Raw genomic sequence first — 16077 nt, forward strand, 5'->3', positions numbered from 1 at the left:
TGGTTAGTTACAAAGTACCACTGCACGTGCAGGGTCAATTGAAATGAGCGCCGCCAGTAAGGACTCCATTTCGGGGATCAGCCGGGTTTTCTCTGATTCGCTGCGGCTGGCTTTCATCCGCAGCAGCTTGAGGCGGCGCGCCTGCACCTCAAACAACAGGGCGGGCTCCCAGTCAGTGAGGGTGAGACGTGGCGCGCTGGCGGTCAGCTCACCCAACAGATGTAACGCCATATCGTTGCGCCCATACTGCTCGGCGACGCGTGCCATCAGTAAACGCAATAACCATCGGCTGCGCCGCGACGCCATGCCGGGGCGGTTTTGCAACCAGGCCAGCGCGGCCTCCGGGCCGTCACTGTCGCCCTTTTCCATCGCTTCAGTTTCCAGGGCCAGTATCTCCTCACCCTGGCTTTCTGCGGCGGCGACCGCCTCTCCCCCAAAGCCTGACATGTCATCATTCACTTTTTCCGCTATCCAGCTCAGCGTCACTTCATCGGCGAAAGGCGAGCCGTCACTCCAGGCCAGCGTTTCCAGCCCCGGCATGCGTTTGAGGAACAGTCGCAAATCGTAAACAATATAATCAGCCCAGGCGTCCCACGGTTGCCCCGCACGGGTCAGCCCTTGCCAAAGGTACCACTGCAAATCAAGCCAGAAGTGGCTTACACCCCGGCAGTACATCTCGCTGGCCTGCTCAACCAACTCTGTCCAGCTCTGGTGCCGGTACAGGCGTTTTAACAGGGCGTGATGGTCAGGCTTGGGGGGCGTTAAACGCGTACGCCCGCTGGCATCGAGCGGAGGGATTTCGCTGACCGTGTCCCAGCGAACGCTCTTCATTAGACGGTGTGAGGCGAGCCACCCCTGCGGCTGTTCCCCTAACCATTGTGCGAGCAGTTTCGACTGATCCAACAGGTCGCGGCCCGACTGGATGGTGGTCAGCTGCGGGGAAAATGGCGCACCGGTGCGTTCCGCCGTTCCCTGTTCGCTGCTGTTTTGCGGCACCATGGCGTCGGTTCCGCCTGACCGCGCCAATCGCGTATCCAGCGCCTGACACAGTCCGGCAAAAGACGGCCTCTCATTGTCCGGCCATCCCGCCACAGCATCTTCCAGCAGACACAGCGCACCGGCCGTCAGTCCGGCATCCTTTTGGGTGACCTCGGGCCACAACGCCAGGCTGTCCAGCACTTTCGCGCCGTTTAACCATTCCAGTGCGGCTTTCCGGGCATTGGGCCGTACGGGATACACTGACTCCCCGTAGCGGGTGATCGCGGCGGCCAATAATAAAATGCCTTCCGCCAGTCCCTTTTCACCCTCAAGGCTAAGGCGGGCTTGCAGATACCAGGTGATCACCCGCAAATCTTTTGCCGTGTGGCAAAGGATTTTCTCCGCCAGCTGGCACAGCGTGTCGGCGTTGGTGCCAGAGAGTTTGTTGATCTCGTCGCGCATCGACTGGAAGTCGTCATCATACGAGGGGTCATCGCCCACGCCGCTGCCTGCGCCTATCGGCCGTAACCAGCTATCCCAGAGGGACGCAGCACTACGTGCCTGCTCGGTCAGCTGCGAGTGCTGCTGCGCACCGCGGGCACACTGGCTTAATAGTTCTCGGGGTGATGTCATTTTTCCTGTCCCTGGTTTGACAACATAGCGTCACCCGAACTCGCCGGGTCGACAGTAAAAATGCTTTCCGGCAGCTGGAAGCCTTGTAGTTTCAACAATGCAAGCGGGCCATCGCCCAGTTCACTGCGCAGAATAAATTTTAACGGGTTGCCATCTGGAGTTATCCACACCAGTTGCGTACGGCTGCTGTCCAGTGGAGTGACCAGCGCTTTATCCAGCAGGCGGATCAGACCCCAGTTACCCTGAGCATTCTCATACAGACGCGTTTCAGTGTTGACGGTGCGCCAGCTCAAATCGACGCCCGGATAATAGGTATTCCCCGGCCAGGTAAAGCTCTGCCAGCTTTCCATCTGGTTGAAATAATCCAGTTGCTGACCATCGACCGTCAGCTGCACACGGGCGACATCGCGCGACGGGCGCGCCATCAGCTCGAAATGCACGCCCGCGTCGCCCTGAGCAAACACCACATCCGAGATATCGGCAAGCTGGTTGATGGCGGCAAGGAATGCCGGGTTAATGGTCATGCCCTGACTTGCGGCGGGATCGACCACCCAGTGGCTGCCTTCCTGATGCAAGATGCCTCCAAGGTTAGTTTTCAGGAACGTGGTAATACGCCCGGAGTCACTGCGTAGGAACTGTGCCAGCAGAGGCAACGAGGCATCACTGCCTGTCGCTTTAAACGGATAACGCCCGGCAAACGCTGTGTTCCACTGTGAGACAATAGTGCTTTGCCAGCGGGCGTTCAGGCTGCCTGCCGCCGGTGCTAACACCTGACGCCACGCAAGATCCAGCGGCTGAACAAACAGTGCCTGGCCAAACCCATTCCACTCCTGACCTAAGCTCGCGGCCACCAGACTGCCGTAGTCGCGGGTGTCGGTCAGGTCAATGGCCTTGCCCTGAAACACGGTTTGCGCCAGCATCTGTGCCATCGCCTGGGGATCCGGCGCGCTGGTGACCTGTTGCAGCTTGAGACGCACTTGTGTCACACGGGCCAGCCACGACTGGAAGCTCAGGTTGCCGTTGTTGCCGGTACCGTCTTTTCCCGTCATCAGGCCGGTCAGTGGTCCAAAGACCCCGTCCAGCGGCCCACGCGGCCCCTGCGCCTGGTCAATAAACTGCTGCGCATTCTTTTTACGGCCGATCAGTTTTTTCGCCGAATCCACCAGCGTATCAGCCAGCGCTTCCTCTTTCGCACCGGTTTTACCCTGCCAGGCCAGGGTGTTCATCAAGGCCACCAACGGTGACTGACGCACATCCGCCAGCAGGTTAAGTTGCGCAATGGCCTCAGAGAGCGAACCCGCTTTCTGCCAGTGAATGCTGTTCACCATATTGAGCCAGGCATTACCGAAATCGGTGAAGTAACGCTCTGTCAGCCGTTGTTTCAGCGCTTCTGGTGAGATATCGCTCTCTGCCTGATGGGTTTTATCGGTCAGCACCCAGTCAATTTCATCGCGACGGGTTTTCACCACGTCATCAATCGCCCCCTGAACCTGCTCTTCCCACGCCTGACGGGAGAACATCCCCGGCACCACTTCTTCAGAACTGAACAGGGTGGACGCATCGGTATCACCAATCATGTCAGTGAGGGTTAAATCCGGCCAGTTGTGGGCAATGTGGTTAAGCATTTCCTGATAGAGCCCGGATTCCGCATTCCGCTGACCAATTTGTTTGAGCAAAATCTGGCGTACCGTGCTGACCAGCTCAGCATCCGGCTTAATCTTCCACTCAGGATGTGACGGCAGGCTCTGCGCGTAAAAGCCCAGCAGTTTAGGTGCCTGAGTTTGCCACGCGGCATCCGGTACGCCGGCGCGTTTCGGCCATGCCTTGAGCATATTGGCCGCCAGCCAGTTAGGGTCAGCTTTATCAGGGCGGGCCAGCATCAGATAACCTTTGAGCAGGCTGTAGGTTGGTTGTGTTTGTTGTATCCGCGTCTCACTGGCCGGCGGCAACTGCACAAAAGCATTCAGCTGCTGGTGAAGCTGCCCTGCCAATGCATCACGCATCAGTAACTGGTTATTGCGGGCATACAGTGGCCAGAGGGCGTTCAGCGTGTCGGTGTCCTGATTGAGCCCAAAGCGGGTGTACCACGGAGCCCCCGTCGCTTCACGGTTTTGCAACCGCGCGATAGCCTGCTGAAGAATAAGCTGGTTGCGCAGGCGCTCCGTTAACGATTGTTGGGTATCGGCCGCCACGCGGGCGGTTTCCTGCGCCCGGTAAATCTGCGCGCGGTTCACCACCAGAGAAAGCAACGTACCCGCGCCCCACAGCAGGACCACCGCGAGCAGCATCAGACGCACGACTTTTTGCCAATGGAAGCCAATCTTGCGGGGATGGGCAAACAGGCTGTCCGCTTCCAGTTCCTGCCAGGCTGGCGGCACCAGACGGGCGTGAGGTACGGTAGCCGCACCCTGCAATACCGGGCTGAACATCATGCCGCGCAGGCGGTACGGTGCCGGACCCTGCATCAGGTTTTTCACGAGCGGCACCAGCTGTTGCCTGAGCTTGCCGCGCAGACTTTCCGACAAACGCAGCAGCCAGTTGTGACGCGTATTGTTTAACAGCTCAGCCGTGCCGCGCTGCCGCAAACGGGCGGAAAGTGCCTTCAGTGACACCATGGCATCATCAGCCACCGCGCCTGACCCAAACAACGCACCTGTGGCCGGAACGCCCTCGCCTTCGAGGGGCCACGCTTCTTCACAGACCCACCACAGCCAGACAGGTGCCTGCCAGCCCAGCAGCGCATCGGACTTCTGACGGCTGCGGATAAGCCTGTCCTGCATGGCCGCATCCGGCAGTGATGCCATATTCATCACCTGTACGATACCGTCCAGCGGACGTTGACTGCGCACCTGATGAAGGGCGCCGATAAATTCACCGTCCAGCACCTCTTCCGGCGCGCCACCGTGGATAAGCACAATGCCGTCGCTTTCCTGCCAGTGGTCACGTCCCAGTCCTGGCACAACGCTTTCGATATTGTCATCCGAGCCCTGCACCAGCAGATGGCGCACTTTTGACTTCCAGCGGCGGCCATAGCGCAGGCGGAGGTGATCGACCAACTCCGCAATACCTGCTTTAGGATCTGCGCTCTGACTATCCAGTTTAAGAGGCTCTTCGCTGGCAGAGTCTGATTGTTGCTTATTCTGAGCAAAAGTGACTCTGACGCCTGATTTTCCTGCACGGTGGAATAACTTTTCCAGCAGCCAACCGGTCAGCGTGACAAGGACAACAATTGCCAAGCTACTCGTCAGTATCTGGGCACGTTCGAGCGGACCAATACCTGTCCACCCGGCCATTTTTTCAGGCAATGCCATAAAGAAATAAGCGAAAATGGCGATCAGAAAGATCAGCGTAAGGATAATACTTCCGATGAGTGTTTTTACTTTCACAATGAGTCCTGAGTTATCCCTGCATTATTTCCGGGCGTCACGCCGGCGATCCAGATTCCATTTGTCGCGGTTTCTACTGCCATAACCTGTGGCTTTCCTGAACGGGCAAATATTGCTGCCAGAGCCACAGCGATCCACGGTGCACAAGAGCCGGTATAACCAATGAAATCATCAATATTCTTATGATCTTGCGTCATGTTTATTGTCAGCCCATTTTCTTCACACGCGGTATTCCACTTTCCGCCCTGAGCCAGTTCCGGCCCTGTTATCCAGCTTCCTGTCACATCTTCCGGTGGCAATGGCCCCCATAGCAAAGCCCGTGAAAGCGTTTTTGTCAGGGAAGCACTTTTATTCTTCTCCGGACGATGCAGCCGCACGGCATCCGGGTACTCCGGGTGTTCCCGGTTCAGCATCAGCGTGAGCGTGAGTGCTTCACCCCCACCTTCATGAGGTTTATCCCGGATCACCGCGCTGATATTCAGCAGTAAGGCTGGTTTTCGCCAGACGTTATCAAGCCAACGGTCCAGCGCGATAAACCCCTTGCCCTGAAGCGGCATAAAGGTGCGGTCCGTATACGATGAGATGATTTCGGCGATTCGACGATCGGCATCTGGCAGGTTTTTTACATTGCAATCCGTCATTAGCCAGCAAGGCATATCCACCGGCATTTTTCCGAGCGGGAGGGTTATCTGGTTAAGCAGTGCTTTAATGGCGCCTTCAAACTCTGCTGGCTCCTGTTGGTCCTGAAACCCCGGCATTCTGGAATGCCGCACGGGTACACCACCCGCTCTCGGCTTCTGCATTTGCAACACTGGTGAGGAAGATGCAATGGCGGACGACAATTTCTCCGCGCTGTTTCCGGCCTGAGTCATCACACCGGAAACAATCACCCAGGCTTTGCGCTGCCCACGTGTAATTTCTTCTTTTAACAGGCGCGCCCGCTCTTCATTCCATGACTCAGCCCAGACTTGATCGGCCTTATAGCTACAACGGCGAAGTCCTGCGCACAACCCCCAAAGACAAAACGGCAACCCTAACGCTGTCAGCCAGAAAACCAGCCCTTCTCTCGAAGAAGTCCATAACCAGAAAGACAATACACAGCCGATCACGATAAAAAACGCCAGGCACCCAAGCCATTTTTTTGTGCCGGGCCGTTTTATTCTGGGCGCTTCATCAGGGACCTCATCCAGATACACCGGCATGATTAACCTACCTTCCCGGCCGTGAATGAACTGATTAACGTGCAACCACAGCCGCATTTATGACCCTGAAAAGCCACAGGGACTCCCTGGTCTAGGTAATTCGGGTTTCCTTCGACAATGGTCGTCGGTCCATGACCGTCTTTAGGGCAGGAGACATTATCTCCTTTCCGGGCAACGCCAACGCCACCAAACTTCATGGTGCCAGATCCCGTTAATACAGAACCGCCATGTGTTGTTTTATCGCCAATGCGGATTATAGGTAACATTTAGGTTCCTTTTAATGTTTGATGAGGAGATTTTCATTAAAAAAATTGACGTTTTGCTTTTAATGAAATTAAATTAATGTAACTTTAATTGAGTTTTAAATAATAATTCTCAGTAGAGGAAACATGACATCTGCAAAAAAAACATACATTTACTGCTGTGATATTCCATTAAAAGTTATGCTTCATGATTTTAAATCACTGTTCTTTATCCAAGTAATGAGTGGAACCCCTTTCTGGTTCACATAACCAACATTGACCCACTGTTTATCGACTGATTTTTGGATCACTTTCACTATATCGCCAGAAATAAGATAAGACTTGGTCTTACTACGCTCGCTTGAATCAGAATATAAGTATGTCTTGTTGTTCAATGAGATCGTCGTTTCTAATCCATTTAAATAATCAACAAGGCCCACTGATATTGAACTTTTCGCTAAAGGGTTTTCTTTCAATAAAGACTGATAACGATTGATGTTCGTTTTGTTGGGTACATCACAACGTAGGAGGTTATTTATTTCATACGCACTCAGAGATGATAAAGAGTCTGTCACTTTATTAATCAATGGCTTCATTGATAAAAAATCAAAGCTGTCAGCAGCTTTATCCTCTGATGCCGACAGCACATCCTGATCTACTTTCCATGAGTAACCACAGGCCTCACCATCCCAGTCGCTCACAACACACCCATTTTTCATATCAACGACACTACAATAAGCTCTGTCTGAATATTTTTTTGTTCCATCAGGCTGTTCAATATAACCTCCTGACACACTATTCATGACTAAATAATTCCCCGATGGGGATGTCTTAGATGTTCCATCTTCAGTATAGTAGCGATCTTTTTGGCTAATGATTGATGGTTTATTATTCTGTAGAAATGTGACTCTCCCCCAAGAATTAGGTTCATGATTCTCACTTTTTATTTCTTGAGAAAATATAACCGAATTGCCATTAGATGACTTGATTATTTCATCAGCATAACTTACTCCAACGTAAGATAAAGTTAAAATTGCAATAATTATTTTATTTAACGAGATCATAGTTTATCCTTTAATGAATTGAATCTTAGAACGGAATTCGTCATTCTTCTGGTTAGTTTATATTCTTCGAGAAGTTTAGTCTCGTAAGTGTCATGATCTGTGCCCCATGCATTAGGGTCTAAACTTACTGTGGGGTTGTGAGTGTGAAAATTATCTATAGCCTTTTTAAAATCCGCACCTACATAACCAGGCCTATTGACAGAATGATCTAAAACAACAGCTCGCCCAAAATTACTTTTAACATAATCACTAATTTTATTCCCATTGGTAGTTACTACTATACTTTCAGCGCTATGAAGCCTTTTGATGAAATCAATAACCTGCAGATCTAAATATTCCGGCAAAGATAGAACTTTAACTAGTGCGGCCAACGGTTTATTATGAACAGAGTGCCCGAAGGTTTGAGCATTACAACCCTGTCTAACTAAAGTTTTCAACGCTGTAGATGTTATTTTTTGTCCATTTGTTAAAGTTACATCACTATAATAAATAACAGCGTTTGAACCACTCCCAGTAACACTCCACCCACAACCTACGGCATATTGTTGGTACAAATCTTGGTGTTTATCACGGAATGTTGCGAACTGTGTTGAAAACTCTCCCTTGCCCTCAAGCCCCACCCCATCTTTTACAGTTTTTTGCATTGCCCCTGCTGTAATGACTTCACTATCATAAGACTGAACTGAATCCATTTTCCCTTCATTTTCAGACATCGCAATCAGGATCGCTTTTTCATTTGTAGATATTTCCCTCGCAGTAATTGAATTATCCCAGCGAGAGTATGAGCTAAGGGAAATGTTCCCCCAATAGACAGGGCCATATTGGGAACCATATCTAGTTGCTTTAAATTTATCAGCATAGAGTTTCTCACAATCACATTTTGGGAAGTCTAAGCTTGATAAAAACACCACTGGATGTATATGCCACGGCTCAGGCCCCATGCCCTCTACCTGTTTCATCCACGCCATTTTCTCAATAAACGACTCGGTATAGGCTTTCCACAACGGTGCATCGGTGGTAAGTGTATCCAGATACCCTTTCCAGAAAGGATCATCCTTGCCGTAATACCACTCACTCGGGTGTTTTACGATTAGGCGATACAGATGAGAACGGTAGGAGGGGTTGTGTATCGCCTGCAAATATTCGTCTTCGGAGTAATGACCGTCTTCATTTTTATCTATCAGTTCCAGTAAACGCTTGTAGTTATACTTGTTCATTGCATGACTGCTGCGCGTTTCGTCCTGTGCTGCTTTATATAGCTGCTCCAGTATGCCCTTCACCACGTTATCCGGATGGTGAATGCCGTCTATCAGGTCAAAACTCTCGGGCTTCTTGTCCAGCGTCACAAATCCCAGCGCAGCCAGGTCATACTGGGAAAGTTGCTTCACGTCACCTTTCGCCAGCCAGCCGCCTTCCGGGCGGACCTGATACTGCTCCGCGCCTTTATTATCCGTCAGCACGTGCCCTTCGGCGTCCACGCCGGGCACTTTCGACCGCGTCAGAATCCCCGGTGCCCGGGTTTTGCGATCTGTGACCGCCATTTTCCCCTGCGCATCCGGCATCATCAGAACGACACCTTCCGGGTAACTGAGGTAAGCAGGGTCATCTCTGCCCACATTGCCCGGATTCGTCAGAAACGTCGGCAGCGTAGTGTCCATGCTCAGGCACTCAATATGCACCTGGTAGCGGGAGAGCTTGCCGTTATCTTGTGGTAATTCATAAAAGCCCAGATGGCCGATGCTGTCACCCGCTGCAATTTTAATCGGGGTCGTCAGGTTGACGACCTGGCCATACGCAGCCTGACCCGCAGAGGAACCAGCACTGTCGGCCACCAGATTGTCATTATCTGACACTACCCACACGCGGTCGCCTTTCTTCTGCGGTGCAACAACTTTTCCCAACGTCACCAGGCTGAAAATTCGTCCATCACTTCTGGTGAACTGAAGGGCTGTATTATTTGCGTCATAAAAGACCGGGAACCCGTTTTTCAGACTGCCAGCCTTCGTATCAGCATGAATCCCCGCCTCCGCATCAGCACTGCTCAGATAATATTTTAGCCCTGCACTGGTTTTGTAAAGGGGGGCGTTAACGTTTCCCGGATGCAAGGCCGGTGAACATTTATTCCACCAGGATGGCACGGCAGCGCCCTGTTCAGAAGGAGGCTTCAGCCATCCCTGGTCGGAGACTGTCCAGACCTTATCTCCGCCCTTTAGCGCACCGGTATCGGTCATTACCGTGACTTCGCTGTACTGGCGATGTTTGCTCTCGCTGTTCACCACCTGCTCACCCAGTCTGACCTGCGTATTTACCGGCAGGGTGCCTGCCGAATGGTTCGACTGAACATCTGCCGACGTCGCGTAATAGTTTTGCCTCTTCGCTGTTTTTCTGAGGTCTCCGTCCGTCTGAACGTATGCAGAGACAGGGGCGAGATTCATATACAGCGTGTAGAAAGTGAGGCCGTGCTCTGCATTTTCATCGGGCTGGATAGCATGCTTCACCAGCAGGAATGACGAAGAGAAGTACAGCTTGTCGTTACCCCATTCAATATAGTCATAGTCCTGACAGGCCCGGTACGCGACTATCTCACCGTCGGCCATGCAACGCACAGCCTGCTCGCCTTTGTAAGGGGTATGCACATACGCCAGTTCTGAGGCGTTTTTTCCCGTCAGCGCACACCAGGGAACCGTCGCGTTGGTGATATGTATGCCGCCATGCCACATCCCCTGGCTGCCCGCCAGATACAGACCCGAACTTTCACCGTTAAGCACATCCAATAACGCATCGCTGCTGCCAAATTCTGTGCCTGTTGCATTGGCCGGAACGGGAAAACTGATTTTAGGTACCGTTGCCATCTCGACTCTCCCTGTTATTCGCTGAGCCATTTGGCGATATTTTTGCTGGTAAGACTGATGTCTGTCTTTTTAAAGTCAGGCGTTTGTACGGGAAGGCTATTCCCTGCGCCGGGCACAAGGTAATTAGGCGTTTTAATAATAAAGTCCCCGTTCGTCCCGTGCTCTATACCGTTTTCACTCAGCCTCAGGTACGAGCCACCGCCGTTCAGGGTCAGCGTCTTCGGCGTGCTGATCACCACCTCATCCTGGCTGCTGGTCACCGTAAACTGCTGCTCGGCGCTCATTTCCAAGGTGTTGTGTTGTGCCCGAATTTCCACATCGCCGTTATTGGCAATCAGTTTTGCACCCGCCTTGTGGGCAAACAGCCCCAGCGCCTGTTCGGCACTGAGGGAGATATTTTTCATCGCCCCAATGTCCAGGTGCTTTCCGGCGTTGATCATCGTGTTCTGCTGGCTGGTGAGCTGGATATGTTCGCCGGAGGTCAGGGCGACGCCCTGCGGTGCGCTGGCCAGCAAAACAGCGGATTGCAGCGCCGACAGCCGGTCTTTCACCAGGTTGTTCTGGCTTTGGATATCACAGGTTAGCGCCTGAGCCTGCTCTGCTGCCCCGTTTAGTGCCTGCATTTCACTGTTGGACTGGTTTATCCGGTTAACCGCCGGCGCCATCTCCAGTACGTCGCCCTCGCCTTTTGGCTGGGCATCGGCGGTCAGGTAAATCCCTTTCGCCGCGCGCACGGCACCGTACTCATCAGTGCGCAGCTCAAAACCGGTACCACGCTTCTCTCTTTGATTGTTAACAATGTGCCCGGCGTTCAGCTGGGTTTTACCAAACTCCGTGGCCACCTTGATGTGCTCTTCCTGACGCTTATCCTCAAGTCTAATTTTGTTATTGGCCGGCGTGCGCCACACGTTGCGCGTGTGGTTGTTGTCGGTGACGTGGTCAGGATGCTCGGAGTCATGCTGGGCGAAAGCAATAAACGGCCTGTCCGGGTCGCCGCCGTCAAACATCACGGACACTTCCGTGCCGTCAAGCAGCGGCGAGTGAAATCCGTAGGTATCTCCCGCATACGGCTTGGCCAGGCGCAGCCACAGGTAGGCGTAGCCCTGCTCACGACTGTTGCGGTCAACGTCGAGCTTCACCCGGTAACGCCCCTTGTTATCAAGCCAGGCATAGGTATCATTTTTTTCGGTACTTTCTACTCGTGCAGGCAATGTGCCAGCGATCACCGGGCGATTTTTCAATGGCGGTCGGTAGCAGACCGTTTCGCTGTAAGGAATACCGGTGAACGTCATCGCAAAACTGCTGCTACGTGAGCCACTGCTGCGCACGCCGGTGATCACAATGCCGTCTTTGAGGTTGTCCGGCAGTGCGCCCTGAGGCTCCAAAACCTCTCCCGGTGCAAGCGTAGGGCTCGAAGAACGCCCTCTGACCGGCTGCTGCGCATTGAGGATCCGCTCATGCCGCAGTTGTGCATAGTGCGCCCCCGTTTCCGGCGTATCAGTAGTGCCTTCACTCAGGAACGGCTCGGCGTAGTGATACACCTCACCGGTGGTCACCCCGTCGGTGCTGCTGACTGAAACGTTGCTGTCCTGCGGCGTTAGGGCCTCACGGTAGTTGTAGTCACGGGTGGCAACGCTGCCGCTGACGACGTTATGCTGTGTGCGGATATCCCAGACGCTGAGTTCCCCGTTATCCAGGGTTTGAGAGGGGGGAACGATCGGCAACGTGACGCCAAACTGGTACTGCTGCGGGCTGTCCTGGAAAATCACCACATCCTGCTCGAGTCGCCCGTCCATCTCAAAGCGCCAGAAAATGCCGACTTCGGCCAGCAGGCGTTGCACAAACTCCAGATCGGTTTCACGCCACTGCGTGATGAGCTCTCGGGCGGGGTATTCCTGCGACAGACGAAACTCAAAGTCAGCGCCTTCCAGCCCGTGCGAGCGCAGCACGTTTTCCACTACCTCCAAAACGGACTGGTTCAGGTAAATCTCACTGCGCCTTGTGTGCTGCATCAGCGCGATACGTGGCACGATAGTCAGCGCGTAGCGAGTTTCATCTGCCGAGGTGGACTGACGCTGAAACGACTGCACCACCCCAAATACGGTGCGCACCGGCGTGGCCGGTGCGCCGGTAAACATCGGCACCTGCAGCGTAAAAGATGCCGGTTTCAATAACAGAGTGTCGCAGGCGATATCATCGGCGGTGCACGTTACCGTGATGTCGTAACGCCAGGGTTTGCTGAGTTCCTCTTCAGCTTTGAATTTAAAAACGTCAAGAAAATGCGGACAATCATGAACATCGACGCGGTAGCGCGACTGCCCGAGAAGCTGCTGCATTTTTTGTCCGACCAGGCTGATAACCGAATCACTCATTATTCATTCCCTTTTTCAGAAGTCTGGCTGAACGCATCAAACGTCAATTCAATCCCTGCCTCATCATCCCAGCCGAGCGTCAGTGAGGTAGGCTTTTGTTTTGCCGCCATGTGTTGAAGCAGTTGCTGACTCAGCACCGGCAGGATTTGCTGATTGAGCAGGCTGTCCACGTTGCGCGCGCCGGTGTCCGGCAGCAGGCAGGCAGAGGTCAGCGCGTCATACAGGCCCTCATTGATATGGGTAGACAGGCCGTAGTGACGCTTGAGGCGATAGCTCACCTGACTCAGTTTCATCTCAACGATGGTGCGCATGGCGGACTCGCTCAGCGGACGGTAAATTACCGTCTGGAAGCGTGCCAGCAGCGCAGGCTGGAAGTGGTCGCGCAGGATGGGACGCAGCAGTTCCTGCAAATCGCCGTCCGTTGTCTCTGGCTGCTCTTCCAGCAGTTGCATGATGTGGTCACTGCCCAGATTGGCGGTCATCAGAATAACGGTGTTACGAAAATCGATTTCACGCCCTTCGCCGTCGCGCATAAAGCCGCGGTCAAACACCTGATAGAACAGGTTCATGACGTCTCGGTGGGCTTTTTCCACTTCATCGAGCAGCACCACGCTGTACGGGCGCTTGCGCACCGCTTCGGTGAGAATACCGCCCTGACCGTAACCGACGTAGCCCGGCGGAGAACCTTTCAACTGGCTGACGGTGTGGGCTTCCTGATACTCGCTGAGGTTAATGGTGATCAGGGATTTTTCACCGCCGTACAGCACGTCGCTCAGTGCCAGCGCGGTTTCTGTTTTCCCCACCCCGCTCGAGCCGACCAGCAGGAACACGCCCTGCGGGCCGTGCTCCGAGGTGAGGCCGGTTTTAGCGGCGCGCAGGCGCTGGGCAATGGCATTCAGAGACGCGCTTTGCCCGACCACACGTTTTTCAAGCTGGTTTTCAAGCGTCAGCAGATCGGTCTGCTCGTCTTTCATCAACGAGGACAGCGGCACGCCGGTCCAGTCAGCAATGACGTTGGCGACGGTACGGGTATCGACATCAATCTGAATTAACGCGGAGTTCTGTTGCAGTTGGCTCAGTTTCTGTTGCAAGGCGTGGATGTCGGCCTGACGGCTAATGTCCTGACGGCAGGCCATCAGCTGATCTGCCACGGCTTTTTCTTCGCTAAAACGCTGCTGCTGTGTCTCGATATCCGCCGCCAGCGCGAGGCGCAGTTTTTCAATCGCAGACAGTCGTTCACCGTGGGTATGGCCGCCGACGGCGATATCTTCCAGCAGGGCCTGCTTTTCCAGTGCCAGCGCGGTCTGCTGCGCGGTAAGGTGGGTAATAATTTCAGGCACAGTATCGAGGCTCATGCGCACGCGGGCAGCAGCGGTATCGAGCAGGTCAACCGCTTTGTCCGGCAGTTGACGGCCGGTAAGGTAACGACGGGACAACGTTATCGCGGCGCGTACCGCGTCGTCGGTAATGTGTACGCCGTGGTGCTCGGCGTAACGTGATTTCAGGCCGCGCAGCATCAGGCAGGCGGTCTCGTCGTCTGGCTCATCCACCTTGACCATCTGGAACCGGCGTTCGAGTGCGGCATCACGTTCAAAATACTGTTTGTACTCGGACCAGGTAGTGGCCGCGATGGTGCGCAGTTCGCCACGCGCCAACGCCGGTTTCAGCAGATTGGCCGCATCTGCGCCACCGGCCTGATTGCCTGTACCAATTATGGTGTGGGCTTCGTCGATAAACAGCAAAATCGGCGTCGGCGACTGCTGTACCGCCTCAATGACGTTTTTCAGACGCTGTTCAAACTCGCCCTTCACCCCAGCCCCGGCCTGGAGCAGACCGAGGTCCAGGGTGCGCAGGCTGACGGTTTTCAGGCTTTCCGGTACGTTGCCCTCAGAAATGCGCAGTGCCAACCCCTCCACCAGCGCGGTTTTACCGACCCCCGGTTCACCGACTAAAATAGGGTTGTTTTTACGGCGGCGGGAGAGAATATCCACCATCTGACGGATTTCATTGTCACGGCCGAACACCGGGTCGATATTGCCGGCTTTGGCTTTGGCGGTCACGTCGAGGGTGAATTTATCCAGCGCATTTTGCAGCGCTGGGGAAAGTTCGCCGTTTGGCGTGGCAGCGAGGCCGTTTTCTGGCTGCACGGTGGTATTGATGGCGTCACTTGCGGTGCGCGCCAGCTCTGCTTCCTGTTGCAGTTCAGGGCGTTCATCAGACTGTGCATCCAGCAGCGGACGCAGGCGTTCAAGCTGGCTTTGTCCCAGCGTCAGCAAAGGCCACAGACCGTCACACCCCAGCAGCCTGGGCGCGTCAATCATCGCCGACAGCAGGTGCGCGCTGCGGATAGTGTCCGCGCCCTCAAGTGAGGCCACCATCCACGCCTGTTTCAGCAGGGCTTGCAGATTATCGGCCAGCTGTGGACGGTTGCGCACCGAGCGCGGTCGATTATCCAGCCAGCCGAGTAAATCCTGCCACATGCCGTCCATGTCCCATTCGTAGCGACGGGCCAGTACCGTCAGGTCACCTTCCCCCTGTTCCAGCAGTTTGAGCAACCAGTGTTCCGGCAAAATTTCGGCATGAGCACGGGTCTGGCACAGGGAAGCCGCGCCTTCTAACGCACGGGCACAATAAGGATTAAGACGACGCAGCAGAATGGCGGGGTTTTCCATGATTTCTCTCTTTAGCTGTTCCTGGGCACGCTACCGCCCCTCGCTGTTCCTTTCGATAAGGAGCCAAAGCGCATAAGGTCAGGCAGATGAAGGGGGTGTTTTCTTTGCTCAATGTCCGGGTTCACACAGGACAGGCACTCAGCAAAAAAAAGCAGACAGGTTGCCCTGTCCGCTGCGGTGTTACGCCGTGGCGCGTTCGTTCCAGGAATCGGAATGAATGATGTTGCCGTCTTTGTAGGTCCAGGTAATTTTTTCGTAACGCAGTTCAATCTGTTCCAGGTGGTTGTGTTTCTCGTAAGCCGGGTCTTTGATGTCGTGCATGACCGGATTCACTTTCACCACTTTCACGTTTTCCAGTTTGGTGTTGAAGTACTCCACTTCCTGGCCTGCGTCGTTGATTTTGTACCACTTAAACTCAGCAGATTTCAGGGTCTGGCCGCTGGTCACAGCCTTGTACAGATACGGGCTGGATGAATCGATTTCCTTGGTGAACAGGAACGGCGTGTGAATACGCGTGCCAGTCAGCTTGCCCGTGTTGTTATCGGTCGGGATGTACAGGTTGTGTTCCTGCTTGACCACTTCAATGCTGCCTTCACGGTCTTTTACGTCCACAGAACCTTTAATGTTCGCGCCGCCGTCGTCTTTCAGCCACAGATATACTGGAATTGCCATGTTA

General features: G+C 54.0%; 9 protein-coding genes. All 9 read right to left on the reverse strand.

The features are described from left to right. Positions 1 to 3: 3 nt before the first annotated feature. The 9 genes from tssA to hcp all read right to left on the reverse strand — a co-directional run bounded on the left by tssA (position 4) and on the right by hcp (position 16073). Complete coding sequence (tssA, locus tag D6C13_RS22150; RefSeq protein WP_120134843.1) at positions 4 to 1611, reverse strand: type VI secretion system protein TssA; 1608 nt, start codon at positions 1609 to 1611, stop codon at positions 4 to 6. Next, positions 1608 to 4997 carry an ImcF-related family protein gene (locus tag D6C13_RS22155; protein ID WP_244212742.1) on the reverse strand — a complete coding sequence of 1130 codons (3390 nt, stop codon included), beginning with the start codon at positions 4995 to 4997 and terminating at the stop codon, positions 1608 to 1610. Before D6C13_RS22155 ends, tssA begins: the two co-directional genes overlap by 4 nt. After that, positions 4994 to 6199: a hypothetical protein gene (locus D6C13_RS22160; protein WP_120134844.1), complete on the reverse strand. Its 1206-nt coding sequence runs from the start codon at positions 6197 to 6199 to the stop codon at positions 4994 to 4996. Before D6C13_RS22160 ends, D6C13_RS22155 begins: the two co-directional genes overlap by 4 nt. 2 nt (positions 6200 to 6201) lie before the next feature. Beyond that, positions 6202 to 6465, reverse strand: coding sequence for a PAAR domain-containing protein (locus tag D6C13_RS22165; RefSeq protein WP_120134845.1), 264 nt, complete (start codon positions 6463 to 6465; stop codon positions 6202 to 6204). A 182-nt stretch (positions 6466 to 6647) separates the two neighbouring features. Continuing rightward, complete coding sequence (locus D6C13_RS22170; protein ID WP_120134846.1) at positions 6648 to 7505, reverse strand: hypothetical protein; 858 nt, start codon at positions 7503 to 7505, stop codon at positions 6648 to 6650. Beyond that, positions 7502 to 10357, reverse strand: a complete 2856-nt coding sequence (locus D6C13_RS22175) for a hypothetical protein (RefSeq protein WP_120134847.1) — start codon at positions 10355 to 10357, stop codon at positions 7502 to 7504. Before D6C13_RS22175 ends, D6C13_RS22170 begins: the two co-directional genes overlap by 4 nt. A 14-nt stretch (positions 10358 to 10371) precedes the next feature. After that, entirely contained in the window at positions 10372 to 12729 is a 2358-nt protein-coding gene (locus D6C13_RS22180) for a type VI secretion system Vgr family protein (protein WP_120134848.1), read from the reverse strand. Further along, positions 12729 to 15401: a type VI secretion system ATPase TssH gene (gene tssH / locus D6C13_RS22185; RefSeq protein WP_120134849.1), complete on the reverse strand. Its 2673-nt coding sequence runs from the start codon at positions 15399 to 15401 to the stop codon at positions 12729 to 12731. Before tssH ends, D6C13_RS22180 begins: the two co-directional genes overlap by 1 nt. Positions 15402 to 15581: 180 nt before the next feature. Next, a complete protein-coding gene (gene hcp, locus D6C13_RS22190; protein ID WP_120134850.1) occupies positions 15582 to 16073 on the reverse strand; it encodes a type VI secretion system effector Hcp in 492 nt (163 codons plus the stop codon). Positions 16074 to 16077 lie beyond the last annotated feature (4 nt).

It is taken from the genome of Rahnella woolbedingensis (assembly GCF_003602095.1).
GTDB classification, from domain to species: Bacteria; Pseudomonadota; Gammaproteobacteria; order Enterobacterales; family Enterobacteriaceae; genus Rahnella; species Rahnella woolbedingensis.